The sequence below is a fragment of the Roseovarius sp. CH_XMU1461 genome (assembly GCF_037027165.1).
In the GTDB taxonomy this organism is placed as follows: Bacteria; Pseudomonadota; Alphaproteobacteria; order Rhodobacterales; family Rhodobacteraceae; genus Roseovarius; species Roseovarius nubinhibens.
The window spans coordinates 714,479-734,656 of sequence record NZ_JAYMDV010000001.1; the positions used below are offsets into that span (position 1 = coordinate 714,479).

A 20,178-nucleotide genomic window follows, 5' to 3' on the forward strand; every position below is an offset into this window, starting at 1 on the left:
CACCTTTCGGAAATCCATGGCAAAACACAGGTGGTCCCAGAGGGGGCCACCGGCATGAGGCGGGGGGAATGATGAAAATTCTGGTGGTCGAGGATGACAAGACAACCGGCGCCTATGTCGCAGGGGGGCTGCGCGAGGAAGGCCATGTGGTGGACCTGATCGAGAACGGGCGCGAGGCGCTCTTGCAGGCGAGCGGCACGGAATATGATGTGCTCATCGTCGACCGGATGTTGCCGGGGCTCGATGGGATGGCGCTGGTTAAGACGCTTCGGGGCGCGAAGAACCACACGCCGGTGTTGTTTCTCACCTCGCTCGGCGGGGTCGACGACCGGATCGAAGGGCTCAATGCGGGGGGCGATGATTATCTCGTCAAACCCTTTGCCTTTGGCGAGCTGTCGGCGCGGGTGGCGGCCCTGGCGCGGCGGCCCCGGGCGACGCAGGAGGAAACGATCCTGCGCGCCGGTGATCTGGAGATGGATCTCATGCGCCGCAAGGTGACGCGGGCCGGACAGGTCATCGACCTGTTGCCCCGGGAATTCGCGCTGTTGGAACAGCTGTTGCGCCGCAAGGGCCGGGTGCAGACGCGCACCATGCTGCTCGAAGCAGTCTGGGACATCAGTTTTGATCCGCAGACCAATGTGGTCGAGACCCATATCAGCCGGCTGCGCGCCAAGGTCGACAAACCGTTCGAGACCGAGCTCATCGAGACGGTGCGCGGCTCTGGCTATCGGATCGCGGGCTGAGCCGTGACGCCTGCGCGCGGCATATGGGCCTCGACGCCGCTGCGGCTCTCGCTGGCGATGGCGGCGCTTTTTGCGCTGGTCAGCCTGCTGAGCCTCGCCGCGACCTATGTGATCGTGCGCGACAACACGCAAGAGGCGCTGCGCTCGACGTTGCAGCAGGAAATGGCGAGCTTTCGCGCCCTGCCCAACACCGCCGCGGTGATCACCTTTGTGCGCTCGCAATCGCGCACCGCCTCGCCGGAGGACCGCATCCTGAGCTATGTGCTGCCCGGCGGGCTGCATGTCGGGAACGCGGCGCTCGTCTCCAAGGGCGAGGGCTATGCGATTGTCTCTTTCGATGACGAGGCGACCGAGGTCGAGGGCGAGTATTTCGCGCTGAGCGCTGCGGTCCATGGCGGGCAGATGATGATCGCGCTGAGCGCCGAGCCGCTCGAGGATATTCAGGAGGCCTTTCTCGCGGTCTTCCTGTTCAGCCTGATCCCGACCACGTTGATCGTGATCGGCGCCGGTGTGTTGCTGGCGCGGCGCTCGGTCCGTCGGCTCGACCGGATCGACGCAACGCTCGACCGGCTGACCACCGGCGATTATGCCGCCCGCGTCGCGCCGATGGGCGGGCGGGCCGACGACCTGTCGCGGATCGGCGACCGGATCGACACGATGGCGACGGCCCAGGAACAGCAGATTTCGGCCCTGAAACAGGTTTCGGCGGATATTGCCCATGACCTCAAGACGCCGATTCAGCGGGTGTCGGTCCTGCTCAGCCAGCTGCGCCAGAAGACCAGCCTTTCGACCGATGCCTCCGAGCTTGTCGACCGCGCCCATGCCGAGACGGATGGCATCGTGAAAACCTTTCAGGCGCTGTTGCAGATCGCCCAGATCGAAGGCGGCGCGCCCCGCAAACGGTTCGACGAGGTCGATGTCGCCGCGCTCGCCCGGACCTTTTACGAGGTCTATGAGCCCACCGCCGATGACAGCGGCCATCGTCTCGGCTGTGAGGTGCCCGCGACGCCGGTTCTGGTGCGCGGCGACAAATCGCTCTTGGGTCAGGTCTTTGCCAATCTGATCGAGAACGCGCTGCGCCATGCGCCGCCGGGTGCGGAGATCTCGATTTCGGTCACGCAGCTGGGGCGCAAGGTGCGTCTGGAGGTGAGCGACACCGGCCCCGGCATTCCGGAGGACGAGCGCGAGAATGTGCTGCGGCGGCTCTATCGGCTCGAGCGGAGCCGCACGACCCCGGGCAGCGGGTTGGGGCTGAGCCTCGTTGCGGCGATTGTGAAGTTTCACGAGGGTGTGCTGCGGCTTGAGGACAATGCGCCGGGGCTCAGAGTGTCCATCACACTGAGCGCGGCAGGGCGCATGGGCGGCACCGCACCCCGCGAGACATCCCCGGCGGACCCACCCCGCGACGCCTAATATTCGGGCTTTCCCCCCTTGGCTTTTCGGGGCTGCCGAAAACATCCGCCCGGATCGTTGCATCTCGCCCAAGAACCGGGCTAGCCTGCCCAAAGTATACGCAGTTCTGTCGCCATGGGGGCCGCTGGCGCCCCTCTCGTTCCAGCGCACTTGCACCATAGGGCCTCGAACAGAGATGACCCGCGTAATTCCAGTTCAAAAACCTGATCACACACCTGATCCAACACCTGAACCAACAAGGGGACAACCAAATGACAATCATCAAGAGTTTCATGGCGGCAGCCATCGCGGCGAGCCTTGCCGTTCCGGCCATCGCGCAGAACGCGGGCGGCACGCTCGAGAAAATCGCGGCCTCGGGCGAGATCGTGCTCGGCCATCGCGAAAGCTCGGTGCCTTTCGCCTATCTCGATGAAAACCAAAAGCCCATCGGTTATTCCATCGACCTCTGCCACAAGATCGTCGAGGCCGTGTCGGCCGAGCTCGGCAAAGAGATTTCGATCAAATATGTGCCGGTCAACCCGAAGACCCGTATCGCGCTCATGGCGAATGGCACGATTGACCTCGAATGCGGCTCGACCACCAACAACCTGACCCGTCAGGAACAGGTCGAATACCTGCCCACCACCTTCATCACCGGTACCAAGCTTCTGGTGCGCAAGGATGGCGGCATCGCCACCATCGACGATCTCGACGGCAAGGCCGTGGCGCTGGCCCAAGGCACGACCAACGAGCGCGCGGTGAAGGCCGCGATCGAAGAGAAGGGCCTCGACGTCAAAATCCTGCCGGTGCGTGACCACGCTGAAGGCATGCTGTCGCTCGAGACCGACCGGGTCGACGCCTATTCGACCGACCACATCCTGCTCTTTGGTCTGATCTCCAAGTCGAAATCCCCCGATGATTTCGCCGTTGTCGGCGATTTCCTCTCCTTCGACCCCTATGCCCTCATGGTGCGCCGCGACGACAGCGCCTTTGAGCTTGTCGGCAAGAAGGCCCTCGCCGCGGTGTTCCGCTCGGGCGAGATCAACGACATCTATGCAAAATGGTTCGGCCCCCTCGGCGTGGAACAGACCGACCTCCTGAAGGCGGCGTTCCAGCTCAACGCTCTGCCGGAATAACCTGATCTCCGGGGGCCTCAGGGCCCCCGGTTTTACCTGGGACAGTCTCTATGGATTATAATTGGAACTGGGGTGTGCTCTTTGAAGAGCAATACCTCAGCTGGCTCATCTCCGGTGTCGGCTGGACCTTTTCGGTCGCGCTGAGCGCCTGGATTCTGGCGCTGCTGGTCGGGGTTCTCATCGGTGTGGGCCGGACCCTGCCGAGCCGCCCCATCGCCTTTCTCTGCACCACCTATGTCGAGATCTTCCGCAACGTGCCGCTGCTCGTGCAGCTGTTCCTGTGGTATTTCGTCGTGCCCGAAATCGTGCCGCAAGACATGGGCCGCTGGATGAAGCGCGACATGCCGAACCCCGAGTTCGTGACCGCCGTCATCGGGCTTGGCCTCTATACCGCGAGCCGGGTGGCCGAACAGGTGCGCGCCGGGATCAACGCGGTGGGCAAGGGCCTCGTCGCTGCCTCCTATGCCAACGGGTTTTCCACCGCGCAGACCTATCGCTATGTGCTGCTGCCGATTTCCTTCCGGCTCATCGTGCCGCCGATGACCTCGGAGTTTCTCACGATCTTCAAGAACTCGTCGCTGGCGCTGACCATCGGGCTGCTCGAACTCACCGCGCAGAGCCAGCAGATCGCCGAATACACCTTCCAGGGCTTTGAGGCCTATACCGCCGCGACGATCATCTATGTGGTCATCGCCCTGATGGCGACGGTGATTGCGCAGATGCTCGAAAAATACACCCGGATTCCGGGCTTCGTGGGAAAGGCATGACCGATGGGTGATTTTGACTTTTCCGTTATCGCAGACAACCTGCCGTTCCTCTGGCAGGGGCTGCAGCTGTCGCTCTGGCTGACGCTTCTGGCGATCATCGGGGGCATCGTTCTCGGCACGCTTCTGGCGCTGATGCGGCTCTCGGGCCTGTGGTGGCTGGCGCTGCCGGCGGCGGGCTATGTGAACCTGATCCGGTCGGTGCCGCTGATCCTCGTGATCTTCTGGTTCTACTTCCTCGTGCCGCTGGCGCTCGGTCGGCCGATTGGCGGGTTCTACTCGGCGCTCATCGCCTTTGTCATGTTCGAGGCGGCCTATTATTCCGAGATCATCCGCGCCGGCATTCAGTCGATCCGGCAGGGGCAGGTCCATGCGGCGCAGGCCGTCGGGCTCAGCTATTGGCAGACCCAGCGCTATGTCGTGCTGCCGCAGGCGTTCCGCAACATGATCCCGATCCTCGTCACCCAAGGCATCATCCTGTTTCAGGACACCAGCCTCGTCTTTGTCGTATCGCTGCGTGACTTCATGACGGCCTCGTCGATCGTCGCACGCACCGAGGGCCGTCTGGTCGAGATGTATATCTTTGCCGCCCTCGTCTACTTTGTCATCTGCTTCGCTGGATCGATCTTTGTCCGGCGCCTCAAAAAGGCCTCTACCGCATGATCACTCTGGAAAATGTCTCGAAATGGTATGGTGAGTTCCGCGTTCTCACCGACTGTAGCACCAAGGTGGACAAGGGCGAGGTCGTCGTGGTCTGTGGCCCGTCGGGATCGGGGAAATCGACCCTGATCAAATGCGTCAACGGTCTCGAACCCGTGCAAGAGGGCAAGATCATGGTCGAGGACGCCGAGGTCACCGCCCGGCGCACCAACCTGACCAAGCTGCGGTCGCGCATCGGCATGGTGTTCCAGCATTTCGAGCTCTATCCGCATATGTCGGTGCGCGAGAACCTGTGCCTTGGCCAGCAAAAGGTGCTGGGCCGGTCGCGTGACGAGGCCAATGCCAAGGCCGAAGCGCTGATCGACCGGGTCGGGCTCAAGCCGCATATCGACAAGTTCCCCGGTCAGCTCTCGGGCGGGCAGCAGCAGCGGGTCGCGATCAGCCGGGCGCTGGCGATGGACCCGATTGCGATGCTGTTCGACGAGCCGACCTCGGCGCTCGATCCCGAGATGATCAACGAGGTGCTCGACGTGATGGTCGAGTTGGCGCAGGAGGGCATGACGATGATGGTGGTGACCCATGAGATGGGCTTTGCCCGCAAAGTGGCCGACCGGGTCGTGTTCATGGATGCCGGCGCCATCGTCGAGGATCGCGAAACCGAGGCGTTCTTCGGCAATCCCGAGAGCGAGCGCGCGCAGGATTTCCTGTCGAAGATCCTCAACCACTGATCCCGGCGGTCAACTCTGCTCTGAAATCACCCCCGGCCTCTCTCAGGGCCGGGGGTTTTCGTTGGGCCTGTCCCTCAGGGGCCGGGGTAATGACCCGTCGGACTGTCCAGCGTCTCGAGCGGGATGGTGAGCGTGATCACCACGCCATCCTCCTGCCAGTCGTAATCGATCGTCCCGTTGAGCTGCCCGGTGGTGGTCGATGTGACGAGACGGCTGCCGAAACCCTGCGCGGTCGGCTCGCTCAACCGGCCTTCGGCGATGCGTTCCTTCCAGCACAGAACCAGCTGATCTGATTGCTCCTCCCAAGTGACATCGAGCGTGCCGCCCGGCGCAGCGAGCGAGCCGTATTTGACGGTGTTTGTCGCCAACTCATGAAACACCAGCGCGAGGCTCGTGCTGGCCTCGACCGGCAGGTAGAGCTCGGGCCCCGACAGCGCCACCTGATCCGAGCGACCACAATCGAGATGCGGGCGCAGAATCTCGGTCAGCAGCGACGAGAGCCGCGCCTCGGCATGGTGATATTCGCGCCCGAGCGCCGCGCGGATGAGATCATGCGCCTTGGCCAGCGCCGAGAACCGGCCCTTGAGCTTGTCGGCCATCTCAGAGGGCGTTTCGGCGTTGCGGGCGGTCATCGAAACCATGCCGGAGGCGACGGAGAAGAGGTTTTTGACCCGGTGATCCATCTCGCGCAGCAACAGGTCGCGCGCCTCTTCGGCGCGGATCTGTGCAGAGATGTCCCGCGAGAGGCAGACGATCCGTTCGGTCGTGCCCTCGGCCCCGAGCACCGGCGTCACCACCACATCCCACCATTTCGGCGTGCCCTTGTCGGTGGGCCGGAACGAGGAAAACCGCGCACCATGGCCGTTCTGCGCCTGCTCTAGCGCATCGCGCACGAGGCTATGGCTCTCCTTCGGCCAATGCGACAGCCAGTGCCGCCCGACCACGGTGGTTTCGTCGTCGATCTCGAGCTGCACCCGCGCCGTCGAATTGAGAAAGCGGACATGACCGCCAAGGTCGAGCACCTTGATACAATCGCCGCTCGAATCGATGATACTGCGGTTGAACTCTTCGCTCTCGCGCAGGGCGATTTCATTCTTCTGCCGCTGTTCGATCTCGCGGGTCAGCGCCGCCGCCTGTGCCGCCAGCTTTTGCTCGGCGAGCTTTTGGTCGTGAATGTCGGTGCAGCTTCCGTACCAGCGGATGATCTGGCCGTCCTCATCGCGCAGACATTGGGCGCGGCCGATGACCCAGCGGTATTCTCCGCTGCGATGGCGCAGCCGGTATTCGATCTCATAGGGATCGCCGGTGGCGAGGCTCTTGCCCCAGACCTCGAACGCGCGGGCGCGGTCGTCGGGATGGAACATGCCGTTCCACGCCTCGCCATCGGTCGAGCCGCGCGGCACGCCGGTATATTCATACCAGCGGTCATTGTAGAAATCGTGATAGCCATCGGGCCGTGTCGACCAGATCATCTGATCGATGGAATTGACGATGGCCTGATAGCGTTCTTCGCTGAGCCGCAGCGCCTGTTCGGCATGAACCGCGTCGGTGACATCGGTGGCCTGCATGAAAATGCCGCTCACCTCGCCATTTTCTTCAAAGAGCGGCTGGTAGATGAAATCGACCAGATGTTCTTCGGGCGTGTCACCCCGATTGAGCGTCACCGGCACCGCCTTGCCGACATAGGCCTCGCCGGAACGGTAGACATCGTCGAGCAGATCGACAAAGCCCTGCGCCACCACCTCGGGCACGGCTTCGACCACGGTCTGACCGATGACGTTCTCCCGCCCCACGAGCCGGTCATAGGCCGGGTTGGTGAGCTCAAACACATGATCCGGACCGCGGGTCATGGCGATGGCGGCAGGGGCCTGTTGGAACATCTGGCCCAGCCGCGCGATCTCGGCCGTGGCGCGGCGACGCGCCATGACGATCTCGGTCGTCTCATTACCCTGATTGAAGACGCCAACGACGCGGCCCTCCTCGTCCCAGATCGGGGTAAAGCTGTAGTTCCAATAGGTCTCGCGCGCCTTGCCGCCCCGCACCATCGGCAGCATCTGGTCAAAGGTCGAAAACCCCTCGCCGGTCGCCAACACCTTTTCGAACTGTGGCCCGACCACCTCCCAAATGTCTTGCCAGACCTCTTTGCCCGGACGGCCCAGCGCCCCGGGGTGACGCTCGGCCGGGATCGGCGCCCAGGCGTCATTATACAGAAGGCGCAGCTCTGGCCCCCAGTAGATCGCCGTCGGAAAGCTCGAGTAGAGGCAGATCGACAAGGCCGACCGCAAGGGCTGCGGCCAGGTCTCTATCGGACCCAGAGGCGAGCTTGCCCAATCAAAGTCGCGGATGCGCGACGCCATCTCGCCTGTGGTGGGCAAGAAATACGCGTCCCGGGCCCGATGCGCGTTGCCGCTCATATCTCGGACAGTTCGGGGAAGAGCGGGCCTTGGCCCAGCCTGGCGGCGCGTCGATACTCTGGTGTCAACTCTGGCCCTCGTTGGGTTGGTCAGGATGGGATCGAACTGCCCCCACTGCCCACCGTGCCGAGCCGAGCCTCGCTCTGCGCATTGGGAGGATCGCGGGAACAGGTGCCAAACCAGGCAAACCGAGGACAAGAACATGGGTGCGACGCCACCAAATACATAACATCGAAGGGGGTCCATCGATCAGCCTGCACACCCGAACCACGCCACGAACGGGAAGCTACCAAGCGCCCCTCGGTGACACGTCACACTGCGACAATCTAGCTGGGTTCACTGCGTAATCAAGCGCCACTGTGCCGCTTCGGCGGAATCTTGGACGCCAGACGGGCGGGCCACGTGACACTCCGACCGTGACCTTGGCGAACGACCGCGTTACAGATTGGGGCAACACAGGTTTTTTGGGGTTTTCCATGCGCGTATCCGTTGTTCTCTCGGCCTTGGTGGCGGTTCTCGTGGGGTTTGGCGGATCGGTGGCCATCGTGCTCGCAGGGGCCGATGCGCTGGGGGCCACGGCCGCGCAAAAGGCCACATGGATCAGCGTGCTTTGCCTCTCGATGCTGGTGACCAGCGGCTATCTGTCGATCCGGCACCGGCTGCCGATCATCACCGCCTGGTCGACCCCCGGCGCAGCGCTTCTGGCCGGCACGGCGGGCGTCGGCATGGGCGAGGCCACGGGGGCATTTTTGCTTGCAGGCGCGCTTTTGGTGCTCACCGGGCTGATCCCGGCGCTCGAGCGGCTCATCGCGCGCATCCCCGGCGAGGTGGCCTCGGCCATGCTGGCGGGGGTGCTCTTTGCCTTTGTCGCCGAAGCCTTTCGCGCCGTGGCCGGGGCCGAGGCGCTGGTGCTGCCGCTCTTGGCGCTTTTCTTCATCGTGCGGCTCTGGTCGCCGATCTGGGCGGTGATCGCGGTGCTGGTGGCGGGCGTGGCGCTCGCCATGGGGCTTGGCCTCGCCACACCGGACTGGCAGGGCGGGTTCGCCGAGTTCGCGCCGATCCGGCCGATCTTTGAGCCCGGCACGCTGTTGGGCGTCGGCCTGCCTCTTTACCTCGTGACCATGGCTTCGCAGAACTTGCCGGGCTTTGCGGTGCTGCGCTCGGCCGGTTATCCGGTGCCGGGGCGATCGATCCTGACGGTGACCGGCCTCGCCTCGGTGGCAAGCGCGGTCTTTGGCGCCCATAGCACCAATCTCGCGGCGATCACCGCGTCGATCTGCACCGGCGAGGATGTCCATCCCGACCCGGCGAAACGCTGGCTCACCGGGCCGGTCTATGCGCTCGGCTATGGCGCGATCGCGCTGGTCGCCATGTCGCTTGTGCTGCTCTTCGCGAGCTTTCCGCCGGCGCTCATCGCCGTGGTGGCGGGCACCGCGCTGCTCGCGCCCTTCACCGGATCGCTGAGCGCCGCGCTCGGCAGTGGCCGCCATCTCACCCCGGCCATCGTGACCTTTGTGGTGACCGCCTCGGGGCTCAGCCTCGCGGGCATCGGCGCGGCCTTCTGGGGGCTCGCGGCGGGGCTCGCGCTGGTGGCTCTCGACAGCTGGAAATCGCGCTGAGACCCCAATGCGCCAAGACTCTGCTTGCGCCGCGCCCTTTGCCCCCATATTACGGCCCCTGATTTTGACCGCCGTGGACGCCTCCACGGCCCAATGCAATGGATGAGGACGAACAATGCAGGTCACCGAGACCCTGAACGAAGGGCTGAAACGCGGCTACTCGATGGTGCTGACAGCCAAGGAACTGGATGACAAAGTCACCGAGAAGCTCAAAGAGGCCCAGCCCGAAATCGAAATGAAGGGCTTCCGCAAGGGTAAGGTGCCGCTGCCCCTGCTCAAGAAGCAATTTGGCCAGCGCGTGCTGGGCGAAGCGATGCAAGAGGCCGTCGATGGCGCGATGTCCAAGCATTTCGAAGACAGCGGCGACCGCCCCGCCCAGGAACCGTCGGTCAAGATGACCAACGAAGACTGGAAAGAAGGCGACGACGTCCAGATCGAAATGACCTATGAGGCGCTGCCGGAGATCCCCGAGCTCGACCTCAAGAAAGTGTCGCTCGAGCGTATGGTCGTGAAGGCCGACGAGAAAGACGTCGACGAAGCCCTGTCGAACCTCGCCGAGAGCGCGCAGGATTTCGCAGACCGCAAGAAGGGCTCCAAGTCGAAAGAGGGCGACCAGGTCGTCATCGATTTCGTGGGCTCGGTCGACGGTGAGGAATTCGAAGGCGGCGCGGCGGAAGATTACCCGCTGGTGCTCGGCTCCAACAGCTTTATCCCCGGCTTCGAGGATCAGCTGATCGGCGTCAAGGAAGGCGAAGAAAAAGACGTCAACGTCTCCTTCCCCGAAGAATACCAAGCCGCGCATCTCGCCGGAAAGGAAGCGCTGTTCAAATGCACCGTGAAAGCGGTCAAGGAACCCAAAGCCGCCGAGATCAACGACGATCTGGCCAAGAAATTCGGCGCCGAGGATCTCGACGCGCTGAAAGGTCAGGTGCGTGAGCGTCTCGAAGCCGAATATGCCGGGGCCGCCCGTGCCGTGGTCAAGCGCAGCCTGCTCGATCAGCTCGACGACATGGTGAGCTTTGAGCTGCCGCCCGCGATGGTCGAAGCCGAAGCCAAGCAGATCGCGCATCAGCTCTGGCATGATGACAACCCTGAGGTTCAGGGCCATGATCACGGCGAAATCGAGACCACCGAAGAGCACACCAAGCTCGCCGAGCGCCGCGTGCGTCTTGGCCTTCTGCTGGCCGAGCTGGGCAAGCGCGCAGAGGTTCAGGTGACCGACGCCGAGATGACCCAAGCGATCATGAACGAGGCACGTCAGTACCCCGGTCAGGAACGCCAGTTCTTTGAATTCGTGCAGCAGAACCCGCAGATGCAGCAGCAGATGCGCGCGCCGATCTTCGAAGAGAAGGTTGTCGACTATGTGCTCGAGCTGGCCACGGTCAAAGACAAAGAGGTCTCGAAAGACGACCTGCAGAAAGCTGTCGAAGAGCTCGACAAAGAATAATCCACGCACCCGCGTTGGATGTGGAAGGCCCCGGATCGGTGATCCGGGGCTTTTCTCTTTGCAGGCGAGGGGCGCGGCCCCTCGCGCTCCCCGGGATATTTGGGGCCAGAAGAAGCCCGGGTCAGTATTTCCGGGCGAGGCGGTTTGGGTCGGCCCCCAGCAGATAGCGGGTGAGACGCCAGAGGTTGCCTGCCCCGCGCCGGAGCCAGCCGTCGCGCAGGTATTTCTCGGCCCCTGTCAGCGCCTCGGCCTCGATCCGCGTGAGCCGAGGCAATTTGCGCACCAGCGCCACGTCTTCCATCAGCGGGATGTCGGGATAGCCGCCCGCTGCCTCATAGGCCCGGCGCGAGATCAGAAGGCCTTGGTCGCCATAGGGCAGCCCAAAGAGCCGCGCCCGCAGATTGGCCCAGCCCGCCACCAGACGCGGCGCGAGCCCCGGCGCGTCGAACCGCAGTTTGAAATAGCCGGGCCGCCCTGCCGCCATGGCGGCCGCCACCGCCGCGCTCCAGCCCGGTGCGAGCCGCGTATCGGCATGGAGGATCAAGAGCCACTCGCCCCGCGCCACCGCCGCGCCACGCCGCAATTGCCCGCCGCGCGAGGGCGCACCGGTCACCAGCTCGGCCCCGACCTCATCGGCGATCTGCGCCGTGGCATCGCCGGATCCGCCATCGCTGATCAGCAATTCGCGGATGAGCCCGGCCTCGACCCCCTCGAACAGCGCCGCCAGACAGGCGGGCAGCGTGGCCTCGGCATTGAGTGTGGGAATGATCACCGTCAGTTTCGCGCGCATTCTGGCCCCTGTTCCCTCTGTGAGACCTCCTATATGACAAGAGACAACAGAAGAGGACAGAGCATGGCACGCCGTATCATCGACATTTCCGGCAAGGACGCCCGGAGTTTTCTGCAAGGGCTGGTGACCAATGATTTGGGCAAGCTCGATCAGGGGCTGGTCTATGCCGCGCTCTTGACGCCGCAGGGCAAGTATATGGCCGATTTCTTTTTGCTGGCGCGGGGCGAGACCATTCATCTCGATGCCGACGAAAGCCTCGGCGATATGCTCATGCAGCGGCTGGCGATGTATCGGCTGCGCGCCGATGTGCAGCTGGCCGAGAGCGCGCTGAAGCTCTCGCGCGGCACCGGGCCGGCCCCCGAGGGGGCGCTGGCCGATCCGCGGCATCCGGCGCTGGGCTGGCGGCTCTATGGCGCCGAGGAGGGCGAGGATGGCAGCGATTTCGACGCGATCCGCGTCGCCCATTGCATCCCCGAGACCGGCAGCGAGCTTGGCCCCGAGACCTATATTCTCGAGGCCGGGTTCGAGCGGCTCAACGGGGTGGATTTCCGCAAGGGCTGTTACGTCGGCCAAGAGGTGACCGCCCGGATGAAACACAAGACCGAGCTGCGCAAAGGCTTTCGCACCGTCGAGATCGCGGGCGCGGCGCCTCTGGGCACCGAGATCACCGCCGAGGGCAAGCCGGTGGGCACGCTGCACACGCAGGCCGGATCGCAGGCCATCGCCTATCTGCGCTTTGACCGCGCCCGCGGCGATATGCAGGCCGGTGACGCCATCGTGCGGCTGGCCGAATAGGCCCGGCGGGTGCGCAAATAACAGTCATAGGGGAGTGAGACGGATATGACGAAAACCGCGATTGTAACCGGGGCCGCGCGCGGCATCGGATTGGCGACGACCGAGCTTTTGCTCGAAGACGGCTGGCAGGTCGCCATGGTCGATTGGGACGCGGACGAGTTGGCCCGTGCCACGGAGGGCCGCGAGCGCATTCTCGCGCTGCCGCTCGACGTGTCCAAGCCCGATCAGGTCGCAGAGATCATGGCACGCACCAAAGAGGCCTTTGGCGGCGTTGATGCGCTCATCAACAACGCGGGCGTGGCGGATTTCGGCCCCATCGAAGAGACGGATTTCGCCCGCTGGCGGCGGGTGATGGAAACGAATCTCGACGGGGTGTTCCTGATGACGCAGGCAGCGACACCGATGCTGCGCGCCTCGGGCCAAGGGGCGATCGTCAACATCGCGTCGATCTCGGGCCTGCGTGCCTCGACCCTGCGGGTGGCCTATGGCACGTCGAAGGCCGGGGTGATCCAGCTCACCCAGCAGCAGGCGGTCGAGTTGGGCGAATATGGCATCCGCGCCAATTGCGTGGCCCCCGGCCCGGTGCGCACCAAGCTCGCCATGGCGGTGCACAGCCAGGAGATCATCGACGCCTATCACGATGCGATCCCGCTCAACCGCTATGGCTCTGAGCGCGAGATTGCCGAGGTGATCGCCTTTCTCTGCTCGCACCGCGCCTCTTATGTCAACGGTCAGACGATTGCCGTGGATGGCGGGTTCGAATGCACCGGCGTGGGGCTTCCAGCGCTGCGCAAGTAGGGGCCCAGCAGGCCCCAAGCGCCTGTCAGACATGAAAAAGGCGCGTCCCTCGCGGGGCGCGCCTTATTGGTTTGAGCCGTGCAGCCAATCAGGCGCGTTCGGCATATTCCATGGTCTCGGTGTTCACCACGATCTCTTCGTCCTGACCGACAAAGGGCGGCACCATGACCTTGACCCCGTTCTCAAGCGTCGCCGGCTTGAACGAGTTGGCCGCGGTCTGACCTTTGACCACCGGCTCGGTCTCGACGATCTTGCAGACGACCTTTTGCGGCAGCGTCGCGTTGAGCGCCTCGTTCTCGTAGAATTCCACGGTGATCATCATGCCATCCTGCAGGAAAGGGCGGCGATCGCCCAGCAGGTCGGCGGGCAGTTCGATCTGCTCGTAGGTTTCGCTGTCCATGAAGGTCAGGATGCCATCGGTCTCGTAGAGGAACTGCTGATCCTTCTGCTCGAGGCGGACGCGCTCGACCTTGTCGGCGCTGCGAAAGCGCTCGTTGAGCTTGGAGCCGTTGCGCAGGTTGCGCATCTCGACCTGGGCAAAGGCACCGCCCTTGCCGGGCTTGACGTGGTCGACCTTCACGGCGGACCAGAGGCCCCCGTTATGCTCGAGCACATTGCCGGGGCGAATTTCATTTCCGTTGATCTTGGGCATTGTGGCAAAACCTTAGCAAAAGCTTGATCGGAGTCTGGGCGCGTCTATATATTGATGTACGCATGGGAGCAAGTAGACGAGATATCGTATCGCATTCGCACAAGATATGCGCTGACTGCATAAAAGCTATGCATATAAAGCCTATCCGAATCGATCAAACTCCGTCATAAGCATCGCCACGCCTGAAACACAAGAGCAATAACAAACAAGGACGAACCATGAAGGATTTCGTTGACGGTGCCGCGTTCAACAACGAACAAGGCAACCGGGCACGCAAACTTTTCGCGGCTGTCGTACTGGCCGCTCTGGACGATGCCATTTCCGACGACAAGAAATATGGCAACGGCCCGGAACAAATCGCCCGCTGGGCGCGCTCGCGCGATGGTCGCGAGGTGCTGAGCTGCGCCGGAATCGACCCCAACGAGCGCGTCGTATCCGGGCTGATGGAATTTGTCTCGAAAGGGGTTCGCACCTCTGTCGCGCTGTCGCGTGAAGAAAGCGAACGCCGCAACGCTGCCGCGCAGGCCGAAGCCGCCTGACGCGAGACATCTTAAAGACACTAACCCCGCCCATTGTGGCGGGGTTTTTTATTTCCCGCACCTAGCCGAGCATCATCCCCCAGAGCACCAGCGGGGCGAGCTGTGCCGTGGCGAGGATCGCGATGCCGATCCGCGCCCAGAGCCCCTGCAACCGCCACCAGAGCCAGCCACAGAGCGCCAGCGACACCAGCGTCTCGAGCGGGCCGACCACCCCGCCGTAATGGGCCGGGTTCCAATAGCTCACCGGGCTGACGAAAACATAATCGCTCAGCGGCCAGAAATGGCTGCGCGCGTCGTCATGATGCAGCGCAAAATCAAAGACGAGATGCAGGATCGCGGCCCCCGCGAACACCGCCCCCACCGACCAGCGCCGCCACAGGCAGAGCACCAGCACCCCGCCCCAGAGCACGAGAGAATTGTCGACGGCAAAGACCGATTGCCAGAGCTCGGAAAAGTAGAGCTTGTCGAACACCTCGCGCGGCGAAAACCCCATCGCGAGCGCCGCCGCCGTCATCAGGTAGAGCGACAGATCGGGCGCGAGCCCGCCCAGCGCGGCCGCCAGATTGCGCCGCCGCTCCTGCGGTCGGGCAAAGGCCGCCAGCGCGAAAATCACATGGGCGGGTGTGTTCATGGCTTTCTTCGTTCCACCCGCTTGACTATGACGGGACAGACCAAGGATGGGGCAGGTTCATGACAGTGGCAATCATGATTCAGGGCGCAGGGTCCAACGTGGGGAAATCCATGTTGGTCGCCGGTTTGGCGCGGGCCTGCCTGCGCCGCGGTCTCAAGGTCGCGCCGTTCAAGCCGCAGAACATGTCCAACAATGCCGCCGTCACCGTCGACGGGGGCGAGATCGGCCGCGCACAGGCGCTGCAGGCGCGCGGCGCGGGGCTAGACGCGCATACCGACATGAACCCCGTGCTGCTCAAGCCAGAGACCGACACCGGCGCGCAGATCATCGTGCAAGGCCAGCGCCGCGGCGTGATGCGCGCCCGCGAGTTCGGCCAGCACAAGGCGAGCCTGATGCCCCCGGTGCTCGAGAGCTTTCGCAGGCTCTGCGCCGTTGCCGATCTGGTGCTCATCGAAGGCGCGGGCAGCCCGGCCGAGATCAACCTGCGTCAGGGCGACATCGCCAATATGGGCTTTGCCGAGGCGGCGGGCGTGCCGGTGATCCTCGTCGGCGACATCGACCGGGGCGGCGTCATCGCCCAGATCGTCGGCACCAAGGCGGTGCTGCCCCAGGGCGACGCGGCGCGGATCAAGGGCTTTGCCATCAACAAGTTTCGCGGCGACCCGAGCCTCTTTGAGGCCGGGCTCACCGCGATCACCGAGCGCACCTATTGGCCCTCGCTCGGCGTCGTGCCATGGTTTGCCGAGGCGTGGAAACTGCCCGCCGAAGACGCGATGGACCTCGCCTCGCGCCCCGGTGGCGAATTCAAAGTGGCGGTGCCCCGGCTTGGCCGGATTGCCAATTTCGACGATCTCGATCCTCTCGCCGCCGAACCCGGGGTGAGTGTCGAAATCATCGAGCCGGGCCGCCCCCTGCCCGGCGATGCACAGCTCGTCCTGATTCCCGGCAGCAAATCCACCATCGCCGATCTCGCCCAGTTCCGCGCCGAAGGCTGGGACATCGACCTCGCCGCCCATATCCGGCGCGGCGGGCATGTTCTCGGCATTTGCGGCGGCTATCAGATGCTCGGCCAGTGGATCGACGACCCAGAAGGCATCGAAGGCCGCCCGGGGCGCGTGGCGGGGCTTGGTCATCTCGATGTGACCACCGTGATGCACCCGGAAAAACGCCTCGCCCTCACCGAGGCTAGCCATCCGGAGAGCGGCACGGCGCTCTCTGGCTATGAGATCCACTTGGGCAAGACCGAAGGGGCCGATTGCGCCCGCGCCTGGCTGCGTGTCGGTGACCGGCCCGAGGGCGCGCGCGATGCGACGGGCCGGGTGCGCGGCAGCTATCTGCACGGGCTTTTGGCCTCGGACGCTTTCCGCGCCGCCTATCTGGCCGAGCTCGGCACCGAGTCGCAGCTCAACTTCGAGGCCAGCGTCGACGCCACGCTCGACCAGCTGGCGGCGCATCTCGAGGCCCATATGGATATTGATCTTTTGCTCAAGCTGGCAGCAACACCCACCTGTCTCGGCGAGGCGACGCCCACCTGACGCGTGGCGGCCTCTTGCGGCCTATTCGAGGTCTTGAATGGCCATGGCGCGGTGAATTTCACGCCGCACCAGCTTGCGCACATTGCGGGTGATCCGCTCGCCCAGCGCGCCCTGAAGCTCGTCCCGGACAATCTCGGCCACCAGATCGCGCAGCGCCTCCTCGTCGAGGATGGCCTCGCCCTCTGCGCCAAACGCGTCCTCTTTGGCGCGCTCCTCGCGGGCCTCGGCCACCGACTCTGGCTCTGCGGCCTCCGGCACAACATTCTCCTGCTCAGCGGCCTCAGGCTCTTCCGTCTCTTGCAGACGATCCTTGCCAAGCGGTGCGGGGTTCGCCATCGGTTCGGCCATCGCCTCCCCCTCGGCCACCTCATCCGCAGACGCCTCCACTTCCGACAGATCGTCGGAGCCGTTGAAATCTTCCCAGGGCAGCGCCTCGACCTGCCCACCGGAATAGGCTTCGGAGGTGGTGCCATCGGGCTCCCAATCCTCTTCGCGGGTGGCGACAGCGGCTTCCAGCTCGGCAATCCGCGCCTGCAACGCGCCCTCGGGCGCCCCCCAGGCCGCATCGGCATCGATCGTCGCACGGTCCTCTGCCGCGACCTCGGCCGCCTCGGCCATGGCCTGCGCCTCTTGCGGGGCCGGACCAGCGTCGGCATCGGGCAATTCCGTCGCAGACTGCTCTGTGTCCAACAGCTCAGACAGGGCCGCATCCCGGCCCAGATCGGTCACATCCGCCAGATGCGGCGCGTCCTCGTCTTCGGCCTCGATGAACGGCGCTTCTTCGCCGGCATCCGGCAGATCCGACACCGTATGAACCGGGCTGGCATCCGTGAGATTGACCGCGAAATCATCCTCGTCCTCGGCAGGCTCTGCGCTCTCTGCTGCGTCCGATCCAGCCCCACTCTCGGGCTCCGAATCAACGCGCAGCGACGGCGTCAGAACAAGACGATCCATCCCCGCATCCACCGGTTTGGCCGCCCGCTCTGCACGGAAATCCTGCGATTTCTCAGAGGGTTGCCCCTGCTCTTCCGCAGCCTCGCCCGTATTGGAAACGAGTCGGCGGATAGAGGAAAGGACATCCTCGATTTCCACATTGGTCACGGGATCTGACATGTTTTTATACCACTCTTGCCTCGCCCCAGCTTACCGTCACCGGGGCAATCGCACAACAGATAGGCCGCGTTTTACTGTTTTCCGAGCTTTTGCAGGACCCGGTCGAGCTGCTTGCCTTGCTTGCTTCTGTTGGTGGGCGCGTCTTTGGCGAGATTGTAATAGGCCGCCGGATCATAGATCTGCACCGCAAGATTGAGGTCCCGCGCCGTGAGCTGCCCCATCGACGCTAGCACCGCATAGGCCGCGATATAGACGTCCGACTGGGCCGAGATCAGGGTCGATTGCGCGTTGAGCAATTCCTGCTCAGCGTTGAGCACATCAAGCGTCGTGCGCGACCCGAGCTTGGCCTCTTCCTGCACACCGCGGAAGGCGACACGCGCCGCCCGGATCTGCGACTGGCCCGATTCGACCTGCGACTGCGCGGCGCGCAGGATCGCATAGGCATTGCCGACATTGGCCTGCACCGAATGGCGGATCACATGCTGCAACCCGCGTTGCGCATCGCGCTGGGCCACGGCCCGGCGCACCTGCGAGCTGAGCCGCCCGCCTTGATAGATCGGCCCGCTGAGCTGCACGCCGACGCTGCCGGCATGGCTGTAAGAGCTCGAGTTGAACTCGTCATTAACCCCGAGGCTGCCGTTGAGCGTCACGGTCGGACGGGTCGCCGCCTCGGCCGCCTGCACCAAAAGCTCGGCGGCGGCAATGTCATGCTGGGTCTTGATCATGTCGGGATGGTGGCGCAGCGCCACCGACTTGGCCGACTCGACGCTGCGCGAAATCTTGGGCAGCGGTCCCGCCGAGGTGAGCCGCTTCGGGCGGTGCCCGGTGGAGGCTGCATATTCCTCGATCGCTTGTGCCAGATCGCCACGGGCCGCGGCCAGCGCGCTCTCCGAGGCCGAGCGCCGGGCTTCGGCCTGCGCCACATCGGTGCGGGTCACTTCGCCCACGTCAAACCGTTCCCGCGCCGCGCGCAGCTCTTCGTCGATGAGCCGCAGGTTGTTCTGCCGCAGCCGCACCAATTCATAATTGCGCTGCAGGTTCATATAGGCCTGTACGGCGCGCAACAGCACCTGTTGTTCGATCGACAGAAGCGTCTGGCGCGTCGCCAGCACGGTTTCCTTGGCCGCCTCGATCTCGAGCCGGGTGCGCCCGCCATCAAACAGCAAAAGCTGCGCCGCGAGCCCGACATTGGCATCGGTATCGCCGGACGAGATCGTGCCCGCCCCGGTGGTCGAGCTGCGCGAATTGGAGAAGCTGCGCGTCACATCCGCCGTCCAGTTGACGATGGGCCGCAGCCCCGCGACCGTCGACGCGACATCCTCATCCGCCGCCCGAAGCAGGGCGCGGTTCTGATCGAGAAGACCGGAATGGCTATAGGCCGCGACCATCGCATCGGCGAGTGTTTCCGCCTGAACAGGTGCCATGGCCACCGCCATCACAGAGGCCGTCGCCAGCATCTGCACCCGTCGTTTCGTCAGCCGTGCAAGCTTGTCAAAAACACTCATAAGATGTCCCATCCTGCCAATCCCGATGTCCCACCAAAATGGTCGGGTGTGTCTATTTTTAGACTTTATTACTCTGCTCGACGGCCACGTGCCGCCCTAGAAAATCACAAGGTGAAAGCCGCGTGGCTTTCAAAACCGGGCAGCACAGGGGCACCAGCATTGAAGGCGTAACGCCAGCTGATCTGCCCGTCGATCTTATAGCCGACACGCGCCACACCCAGCGCCCCCTCGGCAAAGAGGCAGGCAATCCGCCCGCCATCCTTGAGCTGTGCCAAAATCCCTTCCGGCAGATGCGCCACGGCCCCTTGGATCGTGATCACATCATAGGGCCCATGTTCGGGCGCCCCTTCGGCCAGCGGCCCGGTGTGCAAGATCACATTATCCGCGCCGAAATCCACCAGCAGCGATTGCGCCTCTTCCGCCAGGTCTTCGTCCTCTTCGACGGCGATCACGGCCTCGGCCATGCGCGCCATGACGGCCGAGGAATATCCCAGCCCACAGCCGATATCGAGCACCAGCTCGTCGCCGGTGATGTCCAGCGCATCGAGCATCTTGGCAAGGCTGCGCGGCTCGAGCACCACGCGGTTGCCGCCGAGCGAGACATTCTCGCCGACATAGGCCGCTTCACGCAGGGCCGAAGGCACGAAGGATTCGCGCGGCACACTCAGCATGGCGTCGATGATCGGGAATTTGGTGACATCCGAAGGGCGGATTTGCGTGTCCACCATCATCATGCGCCGGGCGGCGTAGTCGGTCATTGGCTAAACTCTTCTATTCTCAATCCGGTACCTCCCTTTGTGCCACAATTGCACGAAAGGGGCAACGGCGCGCGACGCAGAGACAGGCCAAGAGATTTGTGCTGTTGCGCACAGGTGACCCTTGAAAAACCGGCAGGAGGCGCGGAGTTCGACAGGGCT

At 64.0% G+C, this 20,178-nt stretch carries 19 protein-coding genes; 12 read left to right on the plus strand and 7 right to left on the minus strand.

Annotation, left to right across the window (positions count from 1 at the left end; all coding sequences use genetic code 11):
- The first annotated feature begins 71 nt into the window (after positions 1 to 71).
- The 6 genes from WA237_RS03425 to WA237_RS03450 all read left to right on the plus strand — a co-directional run bounded on the left by WA237_RS03425 (position 72) and on the right by WA237_RS03450 (position 5,423).
- Positions 72 to 743 carry a winged helix-turn-helix domain-containing protein gene (locus tag WA237_RS03425; protein ID WP_286909779.1) on the plus strand — a complete coding sequence of 224 codons (672 nt, stop codon included), beginning with the start codon at positions 72 to 74 and terminating at the stop codon, positions 741 to 743.
- A 3-nt stretch (positions 744 to 746) separates the two neighbouring features.
- Positions 747 to 2,156: a HAMP domain-containing sensor histidine kinase gene (locus tag WA237_RS03430; protein WP_336096684.1), complete on the plus strand. Its 1,410-nt coding sequence runs from the start codon at positions 747 to 749 to the stop codon at positions 2,154 to 2,156.
- A gap of 251 nt (positions 2,157 to 2,407) precedes the next feature.
- Complete coding sequence (locus WA237_RS03435) at positions 2,408 to 3,271, plus strand: amino acid ABC transporter substrate-binding protein (protein WP_336096685.1); 864 nt, start codon at positions 2,408 to 2,410, stop codon at positions 3,269 to 3,271.
- A gap of 50 nt (positions 3,272 to 3,321) precedes the next feature.
- Positions 3,322 to 4,038, plus strand: coding sequence for an amino acid ABC transporter permease (locus tag WA237_RS03440; RefSeq protein WP_336096686.1), 717 nt, complete (start codon positions 3,322 to 3,324; stop codon positions 4,036 to 4,038).
- A 3-nt stretch (positions 4,039 to 4,041) separates the two neighbouring features.
- Positions 4,042 to 4,698, plus strand: a complete 657-nt coding sequence (locus tag WA237_RS03445; RefSeq protein ID WP_336096687.1) for an amino acid ABC transporter permease — start codon at positions 4,042 to 4,044, stop codon at positions 4,696 to 4,698.
- Positions 4,695 to 5,423 carry an amino acid ABC transporter ATP-binding protein gene (locus tag WA237_RS03450; RefSeq protein ID WP_009813132.1) on the plus strand — a complete coding sequence of 243 codons (729 nt, stop codon included), beginning with the start codon at positions 4,695 to 4,697 and terminating at the stop codon, positions 5,421 to 5,423. Before WA237_RS03445 ends, WA237_RS03450 begins: the two co-directional genes overlap by 4 nt.
- 74 nt (positions 5,424 to 5,497) lie before the next feature.
- Here WA237_RS03450 and WA237_RS03455 read toward each other — a convergent pair whose 3' ends face one another.
- Positions 5,498 to 7,798: a PAS domain-containing sensor histidine kinase gene (locus WA237_RS03455; protein WP_336096688.1), complete on the minus strand. Its 2,301-nt coding sequence runs from the start codon at positions 7,796 to 7,798 to the stop codon at positions 5,498 to 5,500.
- Between the two features lie 515 nt (positions 7,799 to 8,313).
- Between WA237_RS03455 and WA237_RS03460 the strand changes: the two genes are divergently transcribed.
- Together WA237_RS03460 and tig are read left to right on the plus strand one after the other, a co-directional pair.
- On the plus strand, positions 8,314 to 9,456 hold the full coding sequence (locus tag WA237_RS03460) for a benzoate/H(+) symporter BenE family transporter (RefSeq protein ID WP_336096689.1): 1,143 nt from the start codon (positions 8,314 to 8,316) through the stop codon (positions 9,454 to 9,456).
- Positions 9,457 to 9,571: 115 nt separating this feature from the next.
- Positions 9,572 to 10,903 (plus strand): trigger factor, encoded by a 1,332-nt coding sequence (gene tig / locus WA237_RS03465; RefSeq protein WP_009813135.1) that lies wholly within the window; start codon positions 9,572 to 9,574, stop codon positions 10,901 to 10,903.
- Positions 10,904 to 11,024: 121 nt separating this feature from the next.
- Here tig and WA237_RS03470 read toward each other — a convergent pair whose 3' ends face one another.
- The gene (locus WA237_RS03470) at positions 11,025 to 11,693 is read right to left on the minus strand and encodes a TIGR04283 family arsenosugar biosynthesis glycosyltransferase (protein WP_336096690.1); all 669 of its coding nucleotides are present in this window, start codon (positions 11,691 to 11,693) and stop codon (positions 11,025 to 11,027) included.
- A 63-nt stretch (positions 11,694 to 11,756) separates the two neighbouring features.
- Here WA237_RS03470 and ygfZ point away from each other — a divergent pair, with 63 nt between their 5' ends.
- Together ygfZ and WA237_RS03480 are read left to right on the plus strand one after the other, a co-directional pair.
- The gene (ygfZ, locus tag WA237_RS03475; RefSeq protein ID WP_336096691.1) at positions 11,757 to 12,488 is read left to right on the plus strand and encodes a CAF17-like 4Fe-4S cluster assembly/insertion protein YgfZ; all 732 of its coding nucleotides are present in this window, start codon (positions 11,757 to 11,759) and stop codon (positions 12,486 to 12,488) included.
- Positions 12,489 to 12,533: 45 nt separating this feature from the next.
- Entirely contained in the window at positions 12,534 to 13,286 is a 753-nt protein-coding gene (locus tag WA237_RS03480; RefSeq protein ID WP_336096692.1) for an SDR family NAD(P)-dependent oxidoreductase, read from the plus strand.
- 88 nt (positions 13,287 to 13,374) lie between these two features.
- Here WA237_RS03480 and efp read toward each other — a convergent pair whose 3' ends face one another.
- Entirely contained in the window at positions 13,375 to 13,938 is a 564-nt protein-coding gene (efp, locus tag WA237_RS03485; RefSeq protein WP_009813139.1) for an elongation factor P, read from the minus strand.
- 218 nt (positions 13,939 to 14,156) lie between these two features.
- Between efp and WA237_RS03490 the strand changes: the two genes are divergently transcribed.
- On the plus strand, positions 14,157 to 14,477 hold the full coding sequence (locus WA237_RS03490) for a DUF6280 family protein (RefSeq protein ID WP_009813140.1): 321 nt from the start codon (positions 14,157 to 14,159) through the stop codon (positions 14,475 to 14,477).
- Between the two features lie 61 nt (positions 14,478 to 14,538).
- On the opposite strand, the gene WA237_RS03495 is transcribed toward WA237_RS03490, so the two are convergent.
- Complete coding sequence (locus tag WA237_RS03495) at positions 14,539 to 15,108, minus strand: cobalamin biosynthesis protein CobQ (RefSeq protein WP_336096693.1); 570 nt, start codon at positions 15,106 to 15,108, stop codon at positions 14,539 to 14,541.
- A gap of 59 nt (positions 15,109 to 15,167) precedes the next feature.
- Here WA237_RS03495 and WA237_RS03500 point away from each other — a divergent pair, with 59 nt between their 5' ends.
- Entirely contained in the window at positions 15,168 to 16,643 is a 1,476-nt protein-coding gene (locus WA237_RS03500; protein WP_336096694.1) for a cobyric acid synthase, read from the plus strand.
- A gap of 21 nt (positions 16,644 to 16,664) precedes the next feature.
- On the opposite strand, the gene WA237_RS03505 is transcribed toward WA237_RS03500, so the two are convergent.
- The 3 genes from WA237_RS03505 to WA237_RS03515 all read right to left on the minus strand — a co-directional run bounded on the left by WA237_RS03505 (position 16,665) and on the right by WA237_RS03515 (position 20,019).
- Complete coding sequence (locus WA237_RS03505; protein WP_336096695.1) at positions 16,665 to 17,756, minus strand: hypothetical protein; 1,092 nt, start codon at positions 17,754 to 17,756, stop codon at positions 16,665 to 16,667.
- Between the two features lie 71 nt (positions 17,757 to 17,827).
- Positions 17,828 to 19,261 (minus strand): TolC family outer membrane protein, encoded by a 1,434-nt coding sequence (locus WA237_RS03510; protein WP_336096696.1) that lies wholly within the window; start codon positions 19,259 to 19,261, stop codon positions 17,828 to 17,830.
- A 104-nt stretch (positions 19,262 to 19,365) separates the two neighbouring features.
- Positions 19,366 to 20,019 (minus strand): protein-L-isoaspartate O-methyltransferase family protein, encoded by a 654-nt coding sequence (locus WA237_RS03515; RefSeq protein ID WP_336096697.1) that lies wholly within the window; start codon positions 20,017 to 20,019, stop codon positions 19,366 to 19,368.
- Positions 20,020 to 20,178 lie beyond the last annotated feature (159 nt).

Coding starts and splice junctions, on each gene's coding strand:
- WA237_RS03510 (WP_336096696.1), bottom strand. CDS start 19,261: ATGAGTGTTTTTGACAAGCTTGCACGGCTGACGAAACGACGGGTGCAG.
- WA237_RS03515 (WP_336096697.1), bottom strand. CDS start 20,019: ATGACCGACTACGCCGCCCGGCGCATGATGATGGTGGACACGCAAATC.
- ygfZ (WP_336096691.1), top strand. CDS start 11,757: ATGGCACGCCGTATCATCGACATTTCCGGCAAGGACGCCCGGAGTTTT.
- tig (WP_009813135.1), top strand. CDS start 9,572: ATGCAGGTCACCGAGACCCTGAACGAAGGGCTGAAACGCGGCTACTCG.
- WA237_RS03490 (WP_009813140.1), top strand. CDS start 14,157: ATGAAGGATTTCGTTGACGGTGCCGCGTTCAACAACGAACAAGGCAAC.
- WA237_RS03500 (WP_336096694.1), top strand. CDS start 15,168: ATGACAGTGGCAATCATGATTCAGGGCGCAGGGTCCAACGTGGGGAAA.
- WA237_RS03450 (WP_009813132.1), top strand. CDS start 4,695: ATGATCACTCTGGAAAATGTCTCGAAATGGTATGGTGAGTTCCGCGTT.
- WA237_RS03480 (WP_336096692.1), top strand. CDS start 12,534: ATGACGAAAACCGCGATTGTAACCGGGGCCGCGCGCGGCATCGGATTG.
- WA237_RS03425 (WP_286909779.1), top strand. CDS start 72: ATGAAAATTCTGGTGGTCGAGGATGACAAGACAACCGGCGCCTATGTC.
- WA237_RS03445 (WP_336096687.1), top strand. CDS start 4,042: ATGGGTGATTTTGACTTTTCCGTTATCGCAGACAACCTGCCGTTCCTC.
- WA237_RS03470 (WP_336096690.1), bottom strand. CDS start 11,693: ATGCGCGCGAAACTGACGGTGATCATTCCCACACTCAATGCCGAGGCC.
- WA237_RS03495 (WP_336096693.1), bottom strand. CDS start 15,108: ATGAACACACCCGCCCATGTGATTTTCGCGCTGGCGGCCTTTGCCCGA.
- WA237_RS03440 (WP_336096686.1), top strand. CDS start 3,322: ATGGATTATAATTGGAACTGGGGTGTGCTCTTTGAAGAGCAATACCTC.
- WA237_RS03460 (WP_336096689.1), top strand. CDS start 8,314: ATGCGCGTATCCGTTGTTCTCTCGGCCTTGGTGGCGGTTCTCGTGGGG.
- WA237_RS03505 (WP_336096695.1), bottom strand. CDS start 17,756: ATGTCAGATCCCGTGACCAATGTGGAAATCGAGGATGTCCTTTCCTCT.
- efp (WP_009813139.1), bottom strand. CDS start 13,938: ATGCCCAAGATCAACGGAAATGAAATTCGCCCCGGCAATGTGCTCGAG.
- WA237_RS03435 (WP_336096685.1), top strand. CDS start 2,408: ATGACAATCATCAAGAGTTTCATGGCGGCAGCCATCGCGGCGAGCCTT.